An 18612-nucleotide genomic window follows, 5' to 3' on the forward strand; every position below is an offset into this window, starting at 1 on the left:
GTATCAGCCTTCGGAAAGAGATGCGCCCACAACCACATAACGCTGTGCCGGGCCGCGGCCTTCCTTGCGCACAAGGCCCATCTGCACGAAGAGTTGCAGATCGTACTGCGCCGTACGCATGGAAATGTCCTTGCCCAGCATCTGCTGATATTCCTGGCGGCTTATGCTGCCCATGGCCACAAGGCGCGGCCACATCTCCGTCTGGCGGGAGTTGAGGCGGGCCATGGCCGTGTTCGTCATGCCGCCTGCGGCCTCAGCGGTGTTCGCGCTCATGCCCGAGGCCGATGCAAACGCTGATTCCTGACCGGGAGCGCGCTCAAAGCCAGGGGCGTACTGCGGCGTCTGGCGTGGCGGGCTGGCGGACGCGGTGAAGCCCGATATGGGCGCCGCAGAGCCAGACATGGAAGAAAAAGTCTGCCCTGTGGTCTGGTTTTCTGTGGCATCCGCAGGGGCCATGGCGGCTGTCCCATTGGACGACTGCGGGTCGCCCCTGGTTGCAGCGCCGTTGCCGTCGCTCTCCGCGCCATCGTCAATCCGGCCTTGCAGACCGTCGCGGCCGTCCTGCATCTGCGGGTCAGCCATATGGGCGGCCGTCTGCTTTCCGTGGACGTCAGCGGTCTTGCCCCCATTGGACAGGGTCATGGACCCCAACTGGATATTTTCGGCATAAAGGATGTTTTCTTCGCAGAACGTCAGGGCGCGGGTCAGCGTATTTTTCAGTTCGCGCACATTGCCGGGCCAGGAGTAGGCCACGAGTTTGGCCAGCGCGCCCCTGCTTAGTTGCGGCATCTGCGCCGCCTGGGCCATCCTCGCCCCCTTGGTCATGCGGGACGGCGTCGCGGGCAAAGAATCGTTGCTTTCGGCATCGGCGTCGTTTGCCGTATCCATCTCTTCCGCCTTGGCTCTGGCCTTTACGGCTTCTGTGAGAAAATACACGGTCAGCTCAGGAATGTCGCTCTTTCGCTCCCGCAGGGGAGGCGTGTGGATGGTAATGACGGCAAGGCGGTAATACAGGTCTTCGCGGAAGGAACCCTCGCGCGCGTCTTCAAGCAGGGAGGCGTTGGTGGCGGCGATGATGCGCGTGTCAAAGGGAACCTCCTGGTCGCTGCCAAGGGGGCGTATGCGCCGGGTGGACAGTGCGCGGAGCAGCGCCTGCTGCACCTTGGGCGCGGCGTTGCCCACTTCGTCCAGCATGAGGGTGCCGCCTTCCGCCGCCAGAAACGCGCCTTTTCTGGCTTGCCGGGCCTCGGTGAAGGCTCCTTTCACGTGGCCGAACAGGGTGTCCATAAGCAGGTTTTCATCCAGCGCGCCGCAGTTGATGGTGATGAACGGGCCGGAGGCCCGCGAACTCAGGCGGTGTATGGCTTCGGACACCAGTTCCTTTCCTGTGCCGGTTTCACCGATGACAAGCACGTCGGCCAGAACCTGAGAGGCTTTGCGCACCTGATCATACAGGATCTGCATGGCGGGTGACGTTCCCACAAGACCGCTGGCGGGCAGGTCTTCGGGGTGGGGCAGGTCGGGCGTGGGTTCGCGCTGCCATTGGGCGTCCTGCAGGGCCTCGTGGCTGAGGCGCTGTATCCTGGCCTGGCGCAGGCGTCCCAGCAGGGCGTTGATGTCCGTCTTCACGCCCTCCAGTTCTCTGGGCAGGGGCGGCAGGTCAAGGTCGTCGGAAACCCCCGTGATGTTGCTCTTGTGCAGCGCCCACCCCAGGGTGTTGAGCGATTTGCTCATCTGGCGCGCCAGCCACCACAGGCTCAGCGTCAAAAGCAGCATGCCCCCAAGAAAACTGACGGCGTATGTGCCCATGACCTGCATGCCGGTGCGGGTGGTCGTAAAGCTGGTATCCAGAACGGCCAGGCCGCCGAGCACAATGGGCGCGCCGCCAGAGCCGGGCGTAAAGCTTATGGGCACGTAGCTGACCCGCTCCACCCGCATCTGACCGTTGCTCCATACGGTGCTGCTCTCTGTCATGGGCAGCTGGCTGGCCTGCCCCGCCTGAACGTCGGCAACCATGCTCCAGTAATTGATATGTTCCGGACTTGGTCGAAAAGCCATGCTGAAGCCGGGACGCCCGTAGTCTCCCCAAAATCCCGCCCGCACGGCGTCGTTGGCCAGGCTTTTGCCCGCCAGAGCCGCGTCGGGCGTTTCGGACTGAAACAGCATCCAGCCGTCCCTGTCGAAAAACAGGCTGCGCACGCGGGTTTCGGCTCCTGACGCGGCTATGGGGGCCTCGGGAGATGAATAGCGCGAGACGATGTCCCGCAGGTCCTTCATATCAAGGGACAACAGCAGGTAGCCTTTGAAGTTGCCCTCGCGGTCCTGCACGGCCGTAAAAAAGCGCAGCACATGAAGGGACAGGCTTTGCAGGGATTTGTTGACCGGCACCATTGAGTACACGGCCTCCATGGGTTGCCCCACATTGACATAGCCCGGCTGCTGTTCGCCGCTGAGGTTGTGAAACGGGCTTGAGGGGCTGTCCAGCGCCACATGCATGGGCACATTGATGACCTGCCCCTCGTGGTTGAGCAGAAGATAGCGGTTTTCGGGGGCAAGGCCCACGTAGGCCACCTCGCGGTAATGCAGACCGTTGGCTCTCGCGCGGAACTCCAGCCTGCTTTTCATGTCAGCCGGCTCCATAGATCCGGCGGCCAGAATAAGGAGCTGGTTGCGTGTTTCTGCCAGCGCGTGCTCAAGGGCCAGCCTCATGCCCTGGGCCTGAAGCTGCGCGTTGCGCGCTATTGCGCGATTGACGATGTTTTCGATGCTGCTGCCGGTGGCGACAAAGATAAGAAGCAGGACCACGGCCAGCAGGGGGAGGCCCAGTATGAGCATGCGGCTGACAAGGCTGCGGTTCATCAAAAAGGAGGTGATATCCAACGTGCTGCCGCCGGGAAGCGTTCTGTAGAAGCGCATCAGGGAGCCCCCTTTTGTGGTTGCGCAAAAAAGCGCAATCTTTGTGGCGACTATAGGGCAGTTGCGAAAAAGTGGCAAGATATTTCGTGCAAACGGAGGAAAAAACGGCCAATTACGCCAAATATCATGCAATGGCACGGGTATTGCTAACTTTTTCACATTCACTGCGTGACAGTCGGTGTGGCCCGGTGTGGGAACAGCCGAAGAGAGTCCAAGGGAACGCAAACAGAGTGGAGGGTTTTATGAAAAAGATGCGCAAGCTCATGACGTGGCTGGCAGGCTGCGCGCTCATGCTTGCCGCCATGCCTGGCCTGGCCCTGGCAGCTGGCGGCAAGGCATCGTCGGTGGTTATTGTGGCCGATACGCGCAAGCTGGACGGCATCCTGTACTGGTGGGCCGAAATGTACAATGAAAGCCATCTGTTTTTCGCCATCCTGACCATGCTCATCATTCCCATCGTGGGGTGCATTCTGGGTTGGCTGGCCGACATCGTCATGACGCACATCGGCATTGACCTCAAGCACCGCGAACTGGCCGAAAAGTAAGGGGGCACAATATGGAATGGCTGTATATTTTGATGCCCATTTCCGGCGTGAATATTTTTTGGCCGGGACTGATCATTCTTGGATTCGGCGTGGGTATTATCGGCGGCTTCTTCGGTCTGGGCGGCGCATGGATGGTGACCCCCGGTCTGAACATCCTGGGCTTCCCAATGGCTTTTGCCATCGGCACCGACGTTGCGCAGATGGCCGGTAAATCACTTATTTCGACCATGCGTCACGGCAAGTTCGGCAACGTTGACTATATGCTGGGCATCACCATGCTCATCGGTACGGTCATCGGCGTTGAAATCGGCGCGCAGATGGTCATGTGGCTTGAGCGCATAGGTTCGGTGGACAAGGTCGTTCGCTGGCTCTACGTGGTGCTGCTCATCTCCATTGCATGGCTGGTCTTCCACGACGCCGCCGTGCGCCGCCGTAAGGAGCGCGAGGCCAAGGCGCAGCACAAGGAACTGGACGCCACCGCCGTGGGTATAGACTGGGCTTCACGCCTTCAAGCTATCAGGATTCCTCCCGTTGTACACTACAAGCACGCCAACATCACCTGCTCTGCGTGGCTGCCCATCACGGTCAGCTTTTTCACGGGCTGGCTGGCCGGTATCCTCGGTATCGGCGGCGGTCTCATCCGTATGCCCGCTCTCGTCTATCTTGTGGGCTGCCCCACCCATCTGGCAGTGGGCACGGACCTCTTTGAAGTTGCCATTTCCGGCCTGTACGGCACGGCGTCCTACGCGTACAAGGGTCGCGTGGAGCTCCTGGCCGCCCTCATCATGCTGGCTGGGGCTGCCGTTGGAGCGCAGATAGGCGTGGTGGCCACCAAGTACGTCAAGGGTTACGGCATCCGTTTTGTCTTTGGTCTGGCCGTGCTCGGCTGCCTTATGTCAGTCGTGCTCAAGCTCCTTCAGGCTGAATTTCCGTCCTGGGGCTGGCTGCTTGGCCCTCTGGCCACAGTTGAAGTGCTTGGTTTCGTGAGCGCCATTTCCATCTACATCGCGGTGAAGATGGTGCAGGGCGCCAAGGCGGAATTGGCCGCCAAGAAGATGCGGGCAGCGAACAGCTAGGAGGAACACAGCCATGAAGATTCGTAGTTTGCTGCTTATAATGGTTCTTGGACTGACCACCTTTCTCGCCGCCTGCAACTTTGAAGGCGGAGTGGAGCAGGGCCGCTGTGTGGCCTTCAATCCCGAAGCCAAAACAATAACTATCATTGTTGACGTTACCCATGACCAGTTCAACCCCCATTACAGTGGCGGCGCGCACACGTACAAGTTGCCCGCATCCCCCGACGAAATGGGCCCCACTCCCGTAGTGGGCGGTCGTCTGATGATCGATCTGGCCAAGAACACAGTGCTCATTTATGACAACAACGCCAACGCTGTGCGTGAAATACCCGTGCAGTTCGTGGACGTGGAAAAGAACATCCAGCCCAAGCATCCCAAGGTGGCTGGCAAGACGTTCCCCATCGTGGACAAGGAACAGCAGACCGTTACGGTGTATTCCAGCCGTCTGAGCGCCCTGATCACCTTCAAGGTGCCTGCCAGCGAAATCGACCTGCCGGTCTATGCCTGGACGGCCGGCAACGAGATGCGCATCGCCTTCCGCACCAGCGCCAAGGATCAGGCCATCCGCATCATGAACGTAAGCAAGACCAACATCTTCAGCAAGTAAGCATATACAGCGTCACACTGCCGGGGCGGGCCATAAGCCTGCCCCGGCAAAAGCCTTTGGAGAGCAGAATGAACAGCTACAAGCAGCACCTGTATATCAGTGGCATCCGTATAACGGCCAATGCGCTCATGGTGGCGGCGGTCTTTGCGGCCATGTATCAATCGTCGCACAGCTTTAATTCTGCTGAACTGGTATTTTGCGTCTGGTTTTTTGGCATCACTATCCCCCTGTGGGCCGGCGCTTTCTGGCTGACGCGGCTGGTGCGGCGGCGTTTTCCCGCTGAAGGGGAGAGCATGGTGGAGTTGCCGCGCAAGGGGCTCAGTCTGGTCAGCTGGCGCGTGCTGGAGTCTTCGCGGCATTCCTTGACGGTGCAGCGCTCATGATTGCCGCCCCCACGTGCAGAGGATATGATGTGCCCATGCAGACCGTTCTTGACGCCAGCATCTGGGAATCCTGCCAGGACATCCGCCAGCGCCAGCACAAGCTGGGGATGGTCTGCGCGGTTTTTCTGGTTGTGGCCCTGCTGGGACTGGTGGACGGGCTTCAGGGGCTCATGCGGTCAGGGGCAACGACGCTTGAGCTTTTGCCGGGAAAAACAGCGGCGCTTTCAGGCCAGCTGACGATCAAAAATCCCGTGATGCGGGATATCGAAGTAAGTTTCACCCCGGCGGACGCCCCACTGAGGTTCAATCTGGAAGGGTTTTTTGCGGGCTACTGGTTTGGCAACGGCATGTGGCGCGGCGCGGTAACCGCCGAAAATCAGGCGGAACCCGGTGAATACCACATGCGGGTGGCCTTCAGGGGCGCTGCCGCCAGCACCTTTCAAAACTATACCGTGCTGGTGCATGCCGATGCCAATGATATGCGCGCCCAGTCCACGTCCTTTGTCCTGCGGTTGACCGGGGTCAATCCTTTTGTGCTGGCGGTGGGCTTTGTGGGCCTGGCGCTCCTGGTTGGCGTGGGCGTCTACCGGCAGGGCAGCAGGCTCATACGTATGCTGGTACGCATGGGCTGCGGCGAGGTTGTGCGCGTGCAGGAAGAAAAGGACGGCGTGCGTTTGTGGTGCCTCCTTTACGGCTCACGGCCGCCGTATGAGGGCACCGTCTGCGCTGTCATCACCGCCGAAGGCGGGGTGCTGGCCCATGCCCGCGCAGGCACGGCGGCCAAGGGGCTTCTGCAGCTTTTCATCTCGCGGCGAGCCCCCGAAAAAAATGAATCCGGCCCTGTGCACAATGAATCCGGCCCTGTGCAAAAAGAAAAATATTTCGCCGTGCGGCCTGGCTGCCTTGTCTGCCTGCGACCTCCGTGTCCGCAGTCTCCTCCGGCCCCTACAAGCTGAGCCAACCGGCGTTGAGCGGCATGCACATACGCGCCTTTGTGCATGCCGCATTTACCATCTCCTGTCCGCCCTGGAGAGGCTGTTCCTGCGAGGGAGCGCCGCCAGGGCGGTTTTTTTGCGCTTTTGCCGGTAAAGCCCGTCGCAAACCCGAAGCCCTGCCCCTTCCCGCTCTTGCCGCCCGAGCGGGCATGCGTTAATATTTGTGGGTTATATGCCCATTGCGGGCGCAAAACCAAGGCGGATTTCATGCTACAACAGTGCCCTTGCGGCAGCGGACGGTCTTTGGACCAGTGCTGTGCCCCCCATATGGATGGGTCGGTCTGGCCCAACGATGCCGAAACACTTATGCGTTCACGGTATTCGGCCTATGTATTGGGCCGTTATCAATGGCTTGTGGACAGCACGCACCCGGACTACCGGGATGACATTTCTGTGCAAAAGCTGACGGAACAGGCCAAGGATGTCCACTGGCTGCGCCTGGATATCGGGCGGGTGGAAGACGGCGTGCCCGCAGGGCGAAACGGCGAACTTTTCGATGTGGTGGAATTTCACGCCTACTACGAAATGGACGGCGTACCCCGGCAGCTTGGCGAACGCAGTTTCTTTGCCCGGCACGAAGACAAGATTTATTATGTGGACGGCGTCGGCCTGCGGCCGGAAGCCTACCGCAGGCCGGAGGTCAAGGTCGGGCGTAATGATCCCTGCCCCTGCGGCAGCGGCAAAAAATACAAAAAATGCTGTGGAGCCGAAAAAGCTTGAACCAGCGAAGCACAGATACGTCTGCCCGGAGCGGCGGCAAAAGCGGGCCGCTGACGGCCATCCGCCAGTTCTGTCTTGAATGCCAGGGCGCATCGGGCAGGGCTGTGCGCGCCTGCGCGGACAGGCACTGCCCCCTTTGGGAATGGCGTCTTGCATCCTTGCCTGACGAGCCCTGCCCCGCGCCCGAGGCGGAGGCGGGGCTTCAGGCTTTGCGCGCCATCCGGCGGCAGTGCATGCTGTGCGCTGGCGACAGGGAAGAAGTGCGCGCCTGCGCCACCCGTGAGGCCTGCGCGCTGTGGCGTTACCGTTTCGGCGTGCGCCCCCAGACCTACAAGCTGGTACGCCGCCGTTTTTTTGCCCCCAAGCCGCTGAGTCTGCTGTGAAACGCGCTCCGCACGCGGGCTGCGGACAAACTGGCTACGCCCAGGTGGATTGCGGTCAGCAATCGTGCGCTGGCCGTGGTGCAGACGCGGGCTGCGCCAGGCAAATACAAGCCGCGCCGCTCTTTTTCAGGGCGCCAGCCCACGGAGCCGACAAAACAGTTGAGTTATGAAATTGCTTTAAGGAAACGCTGATTTATTCCGTTTGGCGGCGTTGCTTCACTTTTTTTGAAACAGTCGAGGACGGAAGAGTCCACTCCTGCTTCAAAAAAAGAGCGCACCTTGCCAAACGAAACAACTGCGCGTTTCCAACAGGCTCTTTAATCAGTGTTTTCTTAAACCTTGGGCTGTTATAACCACAGGCAAATGGTATAAGGGAGAAGCCTATGTCTCATTATCTTGAATGGTCACGGGCCTACAGCCACAGGCTGAACGCGGCGGACGCCGCCCCCCTTCGGGCCAGGGCCGCCGAACTGGGCGTCCGCTTGGAGCGTGAGCTGGCTCAGGGCACCCTGCCTTTTCTTTCAATGCCGTACAGGGCGACGCTTGAGCGGGATCTGCCGCCGGTTCTTGAAAAGGTGCGCACCCGCAAACACATGGTTGTTCTGGGCATAGGCGGTTCGGCTCTGGGCGCGCGGGCACTGCAAAAAGCCTTTGCGCCGGGGCAGGACAGGCCGGGACATGACGGCCCGTGCCTGTGGATTGCCGACAACGTGTGCGCTGAAGAATTTGAAGCCCTGCTTGGCAGTCTTGACGCGGCGGACACGTCCGTGGTCTGCATCAGCAAGTCTGGCGGCACCATTGAAACTCTGGCCCAGTATTTTCTTGTGCGCCAGTGGCTTCAGGACGCTCTGGGCCAGGGCTGGCATGACCACATGGTGGTGGTTACCGACGCCACATCCGGCTATCTGCGGCAGGAGGCCACCCAGCACGGTCTGGCTTCGCTGGAAGTTCCGGACTATCTGGGCGGGCGCTATTCGGTGCTTTCCGCCGTGGGGCTGCTGCCCGCTGGATTTCTGGGCATTGACTGGCAGGCCCTCCTGGACGGCGCGGCCAGTGTGGCCCGTCATCTGGTGGAAAACCCGCGCGCCCTGGGGCAGCACCCGTCCTTTGCGCTTGCCTGCTGGGCCAGGGCGCTGGAACTGCAGGAATACAGCCAGCTCATCCTGTTCTGCTACGTGCCGCAATGGGCGGCCCTTGGCCCGTGGTTTGCGCAACTGTGGGCCGAAAGTCTGGGCAAGGACGGCCAGGGCATTCTGCCAGTGGCTGCCACTGGGGTTACGGATCAGCATTCGGTCAACCAGATGTTTTTGAGCGGCCCGCGCAACAAGGGCTGCATCTTTTTGACCAGCCGGGGGCAGGCTGCGGGCCGCGTCTTTGGTCAGGATCTGCCGCAGGAATGGGCCTGGCTGCGGGGCAAGCCCCTGGGCGCGCTGCTTGAGGCCGAGGCCCTGGGCACGCGCATGGCCCTTTGCATGAATGCGGTGCCGCTGGTGCACATTGATATGGACGGCACGGGCCCCAGGGCCGCCGGGGCCTTTATGCTGCTCATGGAGGCGGCGACCCTGTTTACTGGCTGGCTTATGGACGTGAACCCTCTGGATCAGCCTGCGGTGGAACTGGGCAAGCGCCTGGCCAACGCCCGTCTGGGCGCGCCCGGCTATGCGGCCGAGCATGCGGATCTGGATACTTTTATGGCCGTGCCCACGCAAGAGCAGGCATTTTAAGGAAAGCAGATGTTCTTCAAAAAAAAGCGGAGCGCAACGAACAGTGATTCGGGCTGCGCGCCGCGCGGCCCGCAGGCTGAAGACGGCGCACAGACGTATGCGGGCGGCGTTCAGGACTGGAGCCCGAGCAATCCTTGCGGGCCTGTTCCCACTGCACAGGGCGACGCTGACGGCGGCCTGCCGCTGAGCTACGCCCGTCCTTTGTCGTGGCTTTCACTGGTGGTCATTTTGCTCACCAGTCTGGGGCTTTCTTTCTTTATCTCCAATTCGGCGCGCGAAACGCTGCTGACCCGGCAGGAAGGCTTTGCCCGCCTGCTGGTGGAAAACCTCAACAGCCAGATATTCCGGCGTTTCGCCCTGCCGACGCTGATGGGCTACGGGCGCATCGCCCTGCGCCAGCCCGCCCAGTACGAAAGACTTGACCAGGTCGTGCAGTCCGTTCTTCAAGGGCTGCCGGTGGAGCGTCTGCGCATTTACGACTTTTCCCGGCTGGTGGCCTATTCCACCCACAAGGAAGAAGTGGGCCGGGCCGGACTTTCCCCCGACAATCTCGAAGACATACTGTACGGCGGAGCGCCTTCGTCTGAAATAGTCTCAACCATACCCGCTTGGCAGGCCCCTTTCAGGTTGCCGCTGGAGGAGGGCACCTTTGTTCTGCGCGTGCTCTATCCCCTGAAAGGCGAACCCCTGCAGCCAGGACTGGAGGCTCCCATCATGGGCGCTCTGGAACTCACGCAGGATATTACGGGCGACTATGAACAGGTGCTGACCTTTCAGGGCATCATTGTGGTCATGTGCCTCATGTCTTCCGTGGTGCTTTTCGGCCTGCTGCTCATGCTTATCCACCGTTCGGAGCGCGTACTGGCCGAGCGCATGCAAAAAAACCGGCAGCTTGAAAAACAGTTGCACAGCAACGAGCGTTTTGTGAGCATGGGGCGCGTCATCGCCAGCATTGCCCACGAAATACGCAATCCCCTCGGTATCATCCGCTCCAGCGCCGAATTGCTGCAACGCCGCACAGACAAGGCCGATGCAAGCACGCGGCGTATTCTGGGCGCGATTTTTGACGAATCTGTGCGCCTGTCGCAGACGGTAAACGATTTTCTGGACTACGCCCGTCCCCGTCAACCCAAGCAGGATCTCGTTGATGTGAGCCTTGTGCTGGATCAGCTGCTGGCTTTTCTTGAAGGAGACATGGCCCGGCGCGGCGTGGCTGTGGAGCGTGAGACTGAAGAATCGCTCTTTGTACACGGCGACAAGGATTTGCTGTACCGCGCATTTTACAATATCCTGGTTAACGGACAACAGGCGATGGACGGGCCGGGCATCCTGCGCATCAGCGCCAACCACGACGGCGACGGCCATGTGCGGCTGGAATTTCTTGATTCCGGGCCGGGCTTTGACGCAGCCATAGTGGGCAACCTGCTGGATCCCTTCTTTACGACCAAAGACGGGGGCACAGGCTTGGGCCTGCCCATTGTACAGTCCATTATCACCAGCCACGGCGGCGAGATCCAGCTGGAAAACGGCCCGGAAGGCGGCGCTCTTGTACGTGTGCTGCTGCCCGAGGCTCATACCGGGGCACAGGAATAGTCTTATGAGCGAAAAAGCGCATATTCTTATTATCGACGACGAAAAAAACTATCTGCTTGTTCTGCAGACCCTGCTGGAAGACGAAGGATACGTAGTCACCGCCATCAGCGACCCCGAAACCGCCCTGGCCTTTCTTGAAGAAAGCGAGGTGGATGTGGTGGTGACGGATATGAAGATGCCCAAGGTCACCGGGCGTGAGGTGCTTGAAAGAGTAAAGAAACGCTGGCCCTATATTCCGGTGCTCATCATGACGGCCTTTGGGTCCATCGAAAGCGCTGTGGACGTGATGAAGTACGGGGCATTCGACTATATTACCAAGCCTTTTTCCAACGACGAGCTTTTGCTTTCCATCCATAACGCCGTGGAACTCGCCCGTGCTCACAGGCAGTACCGCCTCTTGCAGGAAGTTATGGAAGACCGCTACGGCGTGCACAAGATCGTGGGGCGCAGCCGCGCCATACGCGACGTGCTTGTCATGGTTGAGCGGGCCGCGCCCAGCCGCTCCACGGTGCTCATCACCGGCGAATCGGGCACCGGCAAGGAACTTGTGGCGCGTGCCATACACTATACAAGCCCCCGCAAGGACAATCCCTTCGTGTCCGTCAACTGCATGGCCCTCAACCCCGGCGTGCTGGAAAGCGAGCTTTTCGGGCACGAAAAAGGCTCCTTCACCGGCGCTGTGGCCATGCGGCGCGGCCGCTTTGAACAGGCCGACGGGGGCACGCTTTTTCTGGACGAAATAGCCGAACTCACGCCCGACCTTCAGGTCAAGCTTTTGCGTGTGCTTCAGGAACGGCGGTTCGAGCGCGTGGGCGGCGGCGAAGAAATTGAGGTGGACATCCGCGTGGTGGCAGCCACAAACAAGGATCTTGCCGCCCTGGTGGAAAAGGGCGCGTTTCGTGATGACCTGTATTACAGGCTCAACGTTGTGCAGGTTCCCCTGCCGCCCCTGCGCGAGCGCCGCGAGGACATCCCGCTGCTGGTGGCCCACTTTGTGGAAAAAGTCTGCACCGATAACAGCATGCCCCCCAAAACCTTCAGCACCGAGGCCCTCAATTACCTGACGGGCTACGAGTGGCCGGGCAATATCCGGCAGCTTGAAAATGTGGTGGAGAGCTGTCTTGTGCTGGTGCCCGGTTCGGTCATCAATGTGGACAATCTGCCCGCAGAGATTCGCGATGAAGAATCGCAGTTCAAAAGCGCCGTAGACCTTCTGCCCGTGCAGCTCGACCTTGCCGACACCCTGGAAAAAATCGAAGCCGCCCTCATACGCAGGGCGCTGGTGCGGGCTGATCTCGTTCAGGTCAAAGCTGCGGAATATCTTGGTATTTCAAAAAGCTTGCTGCAATATAAGCTGAAAAAGTACGCCATAACAGGGCATTAGGATATTTTTAAAACGCTTTGTGGGGGAGGGACCCTCCTTAAAACTTTTTTTGGGTTTTTGTTGTGCGATGACGCGAACAGGCCTGCCTTCTGTGGAAGACGGGCCTGTTCGCGTGTGGGCGTGGTAAAAGCGCCCATAAGTAATGGCGTGACGACTTGTGATCAGGAAACACGCTACTGAAGAAATTTATATAGAATTATATTCTCAAAGATGCCCCGCTATTGAGGCTGAACAAGGATGGCATGACCTGCTGCAGTTGCTGGCGGAGGGGCCAGTGGTATCCTTATTTAACTTGTCAAATCTGATTTTTTACGTAAGGATACCACCAATACATATATTTCGGTCAGGACTGCGCCATTGGAACGTGGCTTTGGGAGCGCTTGTGCCGGGTGGCAACCGCCCAAGATTGCTGATTGATTGAACAGCTAGAGCATGTTTACTTTGAAACGGCTCTGGCGACCACGCGAGCAGCCGCCAGCAGCGAAGGCATAAGCACAGCTTCAGCTTTTGCAAAAATGTCGCCGTGTGCCTGAGCCTGTCTGCAAGCGGCCTCAGGTCTGGGAATGACAGGACGCCCAGTTTTCTGTCCGGCGGCTGCCCTTGGCAGCCGCCGGAATTGCAGAACGTCTGCGCGGTCAGGCCCGATGCATCAGCCTTTGCGGTTGGCCAGGCGCTTTTTGAGGTTTTGGGCCACAACTTCCGGGTCCATCGGCTTGCGGGCGATGCCGCTTTCCATGGCAGCCTTGGCGGTGGCAGCGGCCACTCGCGGCGCTACTTCGGGGTTGAGCGTGGAGGGGATGATAAATTCCTGGTTCAGCTCTTCCGGCTTGACCAGATCGGCTATGGCATAGGCCGCCGCGATCTTCATGGCATCGTTGATATCCGTGGCGGCCACGTCCAGAGCTCCCCGGAAGATGCCGGGGAAGGCCAGCACGTTGTTGATCTGGTTGGGGCAATCGGAACGGCCCGTGGCAATCACTTTGGCCCCGGCGTCCCTGGCGCGCTGCAGCGGCCAGATTTCAGGTATGGGGTTGGCCTGCGCGAAGACGATGGGGTCTTTGGCCATGCTGCGTATCATGTCTTCAGTAAGGGTGTCCGGTGCGGACACGCCGATGAAGACGTCCGCGCCCTTGATGGCGTCGGCTAGGCCGCCCTTGATTTTTTGGGGATTGGTGCGGCGGGCGATGTCTTCCTTGTAGGAATTCATGCCCTCGGGGCGGCCTTCCCAGATGGGGCCGCGCGAGTCGCACATGATGACGTTTTTCAGGCCAAGCGCCATGAGCAGCTTGATGATGGCAATGCCCGCTGCCCCTGCGCCGCTGGTGACGACGGTGATGTCTTCCAGTTTCTTGTTCACGATCTTGAGCGCGCTGATAAGCCCGGCCAAGGTGACAACGGCTGTGCCGTGCTGGTCATCGTGAAAGATGGGGCCTTTGAAGATGCCGTTCTTTTTCAGGCTGTCTTCAATGACAAAGCACTCGGGAGCCTTGATATCCTCAAGGTTCACGCCGCCGAAGGTGGGCGACATGAGTTCCACCAGTTCAACGATTTTCGCGGTATCCTTGGTGTTGACGCAAACGGGGAAGGCATCCACATCGCCAAAGGTTTTGAAGAGCAGGGATTTGCCCTCCATAACCGGCATGGCGGCGGCAGGGCCGATGTCCCCCAGGCCCAGCACTGCTGTGCCGTTGGAAACCACGCAGACAAAGTTGGAGTGGTTTGTGTAGACATCAAGCGTTTCGGGCTGACGGAAGATTTCCATGCAGGGCTCGGCAACGCCGGGGGAATAGGCCAGGGTAAGGTCATCGGCGTCATTCACGGGCACTTTGACGCGCACCTCTATCTTGCCCTGATACTCCTTGTGCATGGCCAGGGCTTCATCCCGCAGATTCTTGATACGAGACATGATACACTCCTTGACTGACGTGTTTCTGCCTGGGGGGTCGAAATAAACGGCCTCGCGGGCGGTTAGAGCAATTTCACTTTGAAATTGCTCTGGCGGATGCGGAAGCAGACGCCCGCCGCAGAGGTGTAAGCGCAGTTTATCTGCGCGGTTAAGCACCAAAGCGAGCGTATCTTAAACTTTGAGAATGTACATTCTCAAAGTTAATCTGCTCTAAGACGAAAAAAAACGGCAAGGAGCGCTGGACGCCATAAACCCTTGCAGTGCCGTAGGTATACAGGAAGATCCGTGGCAAGCAAACAGCTTCTTTGCCCCAATATTGGCAAGCAGGGGAGCCCTGATCCTGTGATACCAGTTGTTTTTCGAAAACCCGCATGGCAAGGTTATCCATGCCATGGTTTATTTACTGTATAAAGGAGATAGAGAGCGCCATGACGACCACCAATGCGAATAATGGCAGTGCGGAACGGCTGCAGGGCAGAAGACGCAGCATCCAGCGTCCGCGCGTGCATGTGGAGGTGCTGTCCTGCCTGTTGGAAGATATACAATCTGGCGTATACCAGGTGGGGCAAAAGCTGCCTTCCGAACGTGAACTTATGGATGAATTCGGCGTTGGTCGGCCTGCCGTGCGCGAGGCGCTTTCAGCCCTGGCGCGCATGGGCCTTATAGAGGTGTCGCCCGGCATGCGCGCGCGGGTGTGTCGGCTTACGCTCAATCCCCTGCTGCGCGAAATGCGCGCCACCATGGAAATTTACTCCAGCACGAATGACGGCTGGCGGCAGATGCACGATCTGCGGCAGTTCTTTGAAACGGCGGTGGCGCGTCATGCGGCCCGGCATATGACAGACGAGCATCTGGGCGAACTTGAGCGCATACTGCAACGGCAGCGCGCTTTGCTGGACAATTCTGAAATACGGGAATTTGCCGAGGCGGACATTGATTTTCACCGCTATCTTGTCCACTGCGTCTCAAACAGTTTTCTGGATATCATTTCCAACGGGTTCTCGGGCTGGCTGATCACGCCTCTGTATGCCTCCATGCAGGTGCGCAAGCAGAGTGAACTGGCATACAAGGCCCATGTGCGGATTTACGAAGCGTTGCAGCAGCGTGACGCCGACGCTGCGGAAGAGGCCATGCGCGCCCACCTGGGAGAAATGCGCGGCATTTATCAGGTGGATGTCATGTCTGACACGGAAAAAAACCGCTAGCGCAGTTTGCGAATGCAATGAGTCAGCTGCCCTGCAAGGATTTTTCTGAAGATCCTTGCCACAAAATGCGGGCAGGCAGGCTTTTTGCCTGCCATAGGCGAGCAGTGCAGTGCTCAATGTCAAAAAAAGTAAAAGCCGCAACGGAGATTCCGTTGCGGCTTTTATAGGCCGGACACCCGGCAACGTCTGTTGCCGCTGCTTCCTTTCGGACCTGACGGAGTTGGCAGTGTTGCCGCCGCCCGGCCTGGCAAATGCTTTACCTGCAAAGATGTGGGCTGTCAATGCCCGGCCAGTGTCGTTCCCTTTGGCACGCAGCGCTGTTCTTTCGTTCTTTCGCCGGAGCAGCGACAACGCGATCCTGTTTTATCCTGCGGCCCCGATGCGGGTTTTTTCCCTCTCCAGAAGGCCGGGCAGGGCAGTGGCGTTGCTCAATATCCTGTCCATCATGCTGTCGCTCAGGCCGCCCATCTGCTGTATGCGCTGGCGTTCTTCCAGCGGGTCGTAAAGGGGCCAGTCCGTGCCGAAGAGTATCCTTTCCGGGGGGCAGGCCGCCAACAGCTTTTTGACCAGCATGGGAGTCGCAAAGGGCGTTGTGCTGGACGTGTCGAACCAGAGGTTGGGCCGCTCCCTGACCATAAGGGTTTTGAGCGCGTGCGCCCACATGCGGTAGCCGCCAAAATGCGCGGCAATGACCTGAAGCCGGGGGAAGGCGTCCAGAATGGCCGCAAGCTTGTAGGGGCAGGAGGGGTTTTTTTCAGGGGAGATTCTGTCGCCGATGTGCATCTCAAACACAAAGCGCCCTTGAGACGCCTCAAAGATGGGCAAAAGGCGCGGGTCGCTGAGCCAGAATCCCTGAAAATCAGGGTGCAGCTTTATGCCGCGTATGCCGGCCGCTTCCAGGCGGTCCAGCTCCGCTTCCCATTGCTCATACCCGGGGTGTACCGTGCCAAAAGCGATGACATGGTCGGGGTAGGCCCGTTGCAGGCTGATGGCGTAACTGTTTGCCGGAATGACCTGTGCGGGCGCTGTGGCGGCGCACAACACCACGCACCTGTCAATTCCGGCCTTGCGTTCGCGTTCCAGCAGGTTGTCTATAGTGCCATTGCCAGCGCAGGCAACGTCATAATGCCCGTTAAGGTGTTCCACGGCCTTGTGCGCAATCTTGGGATGAAAGGCGTGGGTATGGATGTCGATGTACATGGCTAGGCGTTGCTCACCCCGTTTACGACGTTGACGGGCGTGCCCGCGCTCCAGCGGCGGATGTTTTCCGCAGTGAGGTCAATGATGTTCTGCCGCGCCCTGGTAGTGGCCCAGGCGATATGCGGCGTAATAAGCGTATTGGGGGCCGTGAGCAGGGGGTTGTCCGCGCTGGGCGGTTCTTCGGAAAGAACGTCCGTGCCAAGTCCGCCCAACTGGCCGCTTTTGAGGGCTGCGGCGGCTGCGGCCTCGTCCACAAGCGGCCCACGGGACGTATTGAGCAGTATGGCGCCCTTGCGCATGTTGGCCAGGGTTTTCGCGTTGATAATGTGCTGCGTTTCCTTGGTCAGGGGGCAGTGCAGGGAAATGACGTTTGATGCGCAGAGGAGGTGCTCAAGCGTGGCAAAAGCAAAGGGGCTGTAAGTGGGCGGATCCTTGGGGACACGGCAGTAAGCAAGAACGCTCATGCCGAAAGCGTGCGCCAGTTCGCCCATGCGGCGGCCGATGGAGCCAAAACCGATAAGCCCCATGGTCAGCCCTTCAAGGCAGACGGGCGGGAGCTTCCAGTAGCACCATTGTTTTGATTTCAGCCAGTCGCCGTTTTTTACGCTCTCGGTGTGCAGGCTGGTGTGGCGGCACAGTTCCAGCAGCAAGGCCATGGCGTGCTGCGCAACGTCGCTCACGCCGTAGGCCACCACATTGCACACGGGTATGCCGCGCTGGGCCAGCGCGTCCACATCGATGATATTGTAACCGGTGGCCAGCACGCCCACCATACGCACGCCTTCAATGGCGGGCAGGTCTTCTTTGAGAAGCGGGGTCTTGTTGGTCAGCAGGACATCGGCGCCCTTGGAGCGTTCAGCCAGCTGTTCCCTGCTGGTAGACTCGTACACGGTTACATCGCCCAGGGCCTTGATGGGGCCCCAATCCACATCGCCGGGGTTGAGTACCCCACCGTCAAGAATGACAATCTTCATTGAAATATCCTCGCTTGCGCACAGTGTAGCCCGAGCCGGAAGCCTCCGCAAGTGCCCCGGGTCAGGGTGGCTTCTGTTGGCCGACAGTACGTGAGCAAGTCCGCCATAGAGCAACGTCACTTTGAAGTTGCTCTGGCGGTTGCGTGAGCAGCCGTCCGGCACGGCCTGTGCCCGCCGGAATGAAGTCCGTCTGGCGAAGTGCGCCTGGACTTGTGGCTGTCGATCACGCAGGCACAGATGATGTTTGCGCGATGTCAGCTTAAAGAGCCGCCAAGAAACGCGCAGTTATTTCGTTTGGCGGCGTTGCTTCACTTTTTTTGAAACAGTCAAGGACGGAAGAGTCCACTCCTGCTTCAAAAAAAGATCGCGCCTTGCCAAACGAAATAACTGCGCGTTTCATGAGCGCGAGCGCACCGAAGCATGTTTTATGGGGATGGCTGGAAGCAGAATACAAAGAAGGCCACCCTTGCGGATGGCCTTCAAGTTCGTCACACAGACCAGAGGTCTAGTGGGCGATCACGCGGAAGTCGTCGCGGCGGTTCTTGGCCCAAGCGGCTTCGTTGTTGCCCTGCACGGCGGGGTTTTCCTTGCCGTAGCTGATCATTTCAAGCTGGTTGGGGTTCACGCCAAGCATAACCAGGTATTCGTACGCAGCGCGGGCGCGGCGTTCGCCAAGGGCGAGGTTGTATTCCTGGGTGCCACGATCGTCGCAGTTGCCTTCGATGCGAACGCGGATGCTGGGGAACTGCTTCATCAGATCAGACTTCTGCTTCAGCATTTCTTTGTACTGGTTTTCAACGTTGAATTTGTCGAAAGCGAAGTACACGCGGCCATCAGTGATCTGCTGGACAGCAGCGCGCATTTCAGGGGTCATGCCACCATCGTCATAGCCGGGTTCGCCAGTGGTCTTTTTTGCACAACCAAAACCGGCGGCCAGAGCCATAACCAGAGCGAGAATAAGAGCGTAGCGTTTCATTGTGTCCTCCTGAACAGCTCATTCT

16 protein-coding genes and 1 other RNA gene are annotated in these 18612 nt (G+C 59.3%); 11 read left to right on the forward strand and 6 right to left on the reverse strand.

Going from position 1 to position 18612, the window contains the following annotated elements; all coding sequences use genetic code 11:
• Window positions 1-3: 3 nt before the first annotated feature.
• On the reverse strand, window positions 4-2916 hold the full coding sequence (locus DESU86_RS10880) for a sigma 54-interacting transcriptional regulator (RefSeq protein WP_179981057.1): 2913 nt from the start codon (window positions 2914-2916) through the stop codon (window positions 4-6).
• A 242-nt stretch (window positions 2917-3158) separates the two neighbouring features.
• Between DESU86_RS10880 and DESU86_RS10885 the strand changes: the two genes are divergently transcribed.
• The 10 genes from DESU86_RS10885 to DESU86_RS10930 all read left to right on the forward strand — a co-directional run bounded on the left by DESU86_RS10885 (window position 3159) and on the right by DESU86_RS10930 (window position 12326).
• The gene (locus DESU86_RS10885; protein WP_179981058.1) at window positions 3159-3461 is read left to right on the forward strand and encodes a DVU0150 family protein; all 303 of its coding nucleotides are present in this window, start codon (window positions 3159-3161) and stop codon (window positions 3459-3461) included.
• 11 nt (window positions 3462-3472) lie between these two features.
• Window positions 3473-4537, forward strand: coding sequence for a sulfite exporter TauE/SafE family protein (locus tag DESU86_RS10890; protein ID WP_179981059.1), 1065 nt, complete (start codon window positions 3473-3475; stop codon window positions 4535-4537).
• Between the two features lie 13 nt (window positions 4538-4550).
• Window positions 4551-5144 carry a DUF4881 domain-containing protein gene (locus DESU86_RS10895; RefSeq protein WP_179981060.1) on the forward strand — a complete coding sequence of 198 codons (594 nt, stop codon included), beginning with the start codon at window positions 4551-4553 and terminating at the stop codon, window positions 5142-5144.
• Window positions 5145-5212: 68 nt separating this feature from the next.
• Window positions 5213-5527: a hypothetical protein gene (locus DESU86_RS10900; RefSeq protein ID WP_179981061.1), complete on the forward strand. Its 315-nt coding sequence runs from the start codon at window positions 5213-5215 to the stop codon at window positions 5525-5527.
• A 29-nt stretch (window positions 5528-5556) separates the two neighbouring features.
• Window positions 5557-6483 carry a hypothetical protein gene (locus DESU86_RS10905; RefSeq protein ID WP_179981062.1) on the forward strand — a complete coding sequence of 309 codons (927 nt, stop codon included), beginning with the start codon at window positions 5557-5559 and terminating at the stop codon, window positions 6481-6483.
• 246 nt (window positions 6484-6729) lie between these two features.
• The gene (locus DESU86_RS10910; protein WP_179981063.1) at window positions 6730-7242 is read left to right on the forward strand and encodes a YchJ family protein; all 513 of its coding nucleotides are present in this window, start codon (window positions 6730-6732) and stop codon (window positions 7240-7242) included.
• The gene (locus DESU86_RS10915; protein WP_179981064.1) at window positions 7239-7625 is read left to right on the forward strand and encodes a hypothetical protein; all 387 of its coding nucleotides are present in this window, start codon (window positions 7239-7241) and stop codon (window positions 7623-7625) included. The genes DESU86_RS10910 and DESU86_RS10915 overlap by 4 nt, the downstream gene beginning before the upstream one ends.
• A gap of 383 nt (window positions 7626-8008) precedes the next feature.
• Window positions 8009-9349 (forward strand): glucose-6-phosphate isomerase, encoded by a 1341-nt coding sequence (locus DESU86_RS10920; protein ID WP_179981065.1) that lies wholly within the window; start codon window positions 8009-8011, stop codon window positions 9347-9349.
• A 9-nt stretch (window positions 9350-9358) separates the two neighbouring features.
• Window positions 9359-10942 carry a sensor histidine kinase gene (locus DESU86_RS10925; RefSeq protein ID WP_179981066.1) on the forward strand — a complete coding sequence of 528 codons (1584 nt, stop codon included), beginning with the start codon at window positions 9359-9361 and terminating at the stop codon, window positions 10940-10942.
• Window positions 10943-10946: 4 nt separating this feature from the next.
• Window positions 10947-12326 (forward strand): sigma-54-dependent transcriptional regulator, encoded by a 1380-nt coding sequence (locus tag DESU86_RS10930; protein ID WP_179981067.1) that lies wholly within the window; start codon window positions 10947-10949, stop codon window positions 12324-12326.
• A gap of 649 nt (window positions 12327-12975) precedes the next feature.
• On the opposite strand, the gene DESU86_RS10935 is transcribed toward DESU86_RS10930, so the two are convergent.
• Entirely contained in the window at window positions 12976-14232 is a 1257-nt protein-coding gene (locus DESU86_RS10935; RefSeq protein WP_179981068.1) for an NAD(P)-dependent malic enzyme, read from the reverse strand.
• A gap of 428 nt (window positions 14233-14660) precedes the next feature.
• On the opposite strand from DESU86_RS10935, the gene DESU86_RS14635 reads away from it, so the two are divergent.
• Window positions 14661-15437 (forward strand): FCD domain-containing protein, encoded by a 777-nt coding sequence (locus DESU86_RS14635; protein ID WP_179981069.1) that lies wholly within the window; start codon window positions 14661-14663, stop codon window positions 15435-15437.
• Between the two features lie 159 nt (window positions 15438-15596).
• Here the strand turns inward: DESU86_RS14635 and ffs are convergent.
• From ffs to pal, 4 genes are all read right to left on the reverse strand, one after another.
• An RNA gene (gene ffs / locus DESU86_RS10945) (signal recognition particle sRNA small type) lies at window positions 15597-15686 on the reverse strand.
• A 114-nt stretch (window positions 15687-15800) separates the two neighbouring features.
• A complete protein-coding gene (locus DESU86_RS10950) occupies window positions 15801-16637 on the reverse strand; it encodes an amidohydrolase family protein (protein ID WP_179981070.1) in 837 nt (278 codons plus the stop codon).
• Between the two features lie 2 nt (window positions 16638-16639).
• Window positions 16640-17611, reverse strand: coding sequence for a D-2-hydroxyacid dehydrogenase (locus DESU86_RS10955; RefSeq protein ID WP_179981071.1), 972 nt, complete (start codon window positions 17609-17611; stop codon window positions 16640-16642).
• 505 nt (window positions 17612-18116) lie between these two features.
• Window positions 18117-18587 carry a peptidoglycan-associated lipoprotein Pal gene (pal, locus tag DESU86_RS10960; RefSeq protein ID WP_179981072.1) on the reverse strand — a complete coding sequence of 157 codons (471 nt, stop codon included), beginning with the start codon at window positions 18585-18587 and terminating at the stop codon, window positions 18117-18119.
• Between the last annotated feature and the right edge of the window lie 25 nt (window positions 18588-18612).

The sequence above is a fragment of the Desulfovibrio sp. 86 genome, assembly GCF_902702915.1.
Classification (GTDB): domain Bacteria; phylum Desulfobacterota; class Desulfovibrionia; order Desulfovibrionales; family Desulfovibrionaceae; genus Desulfovibrio.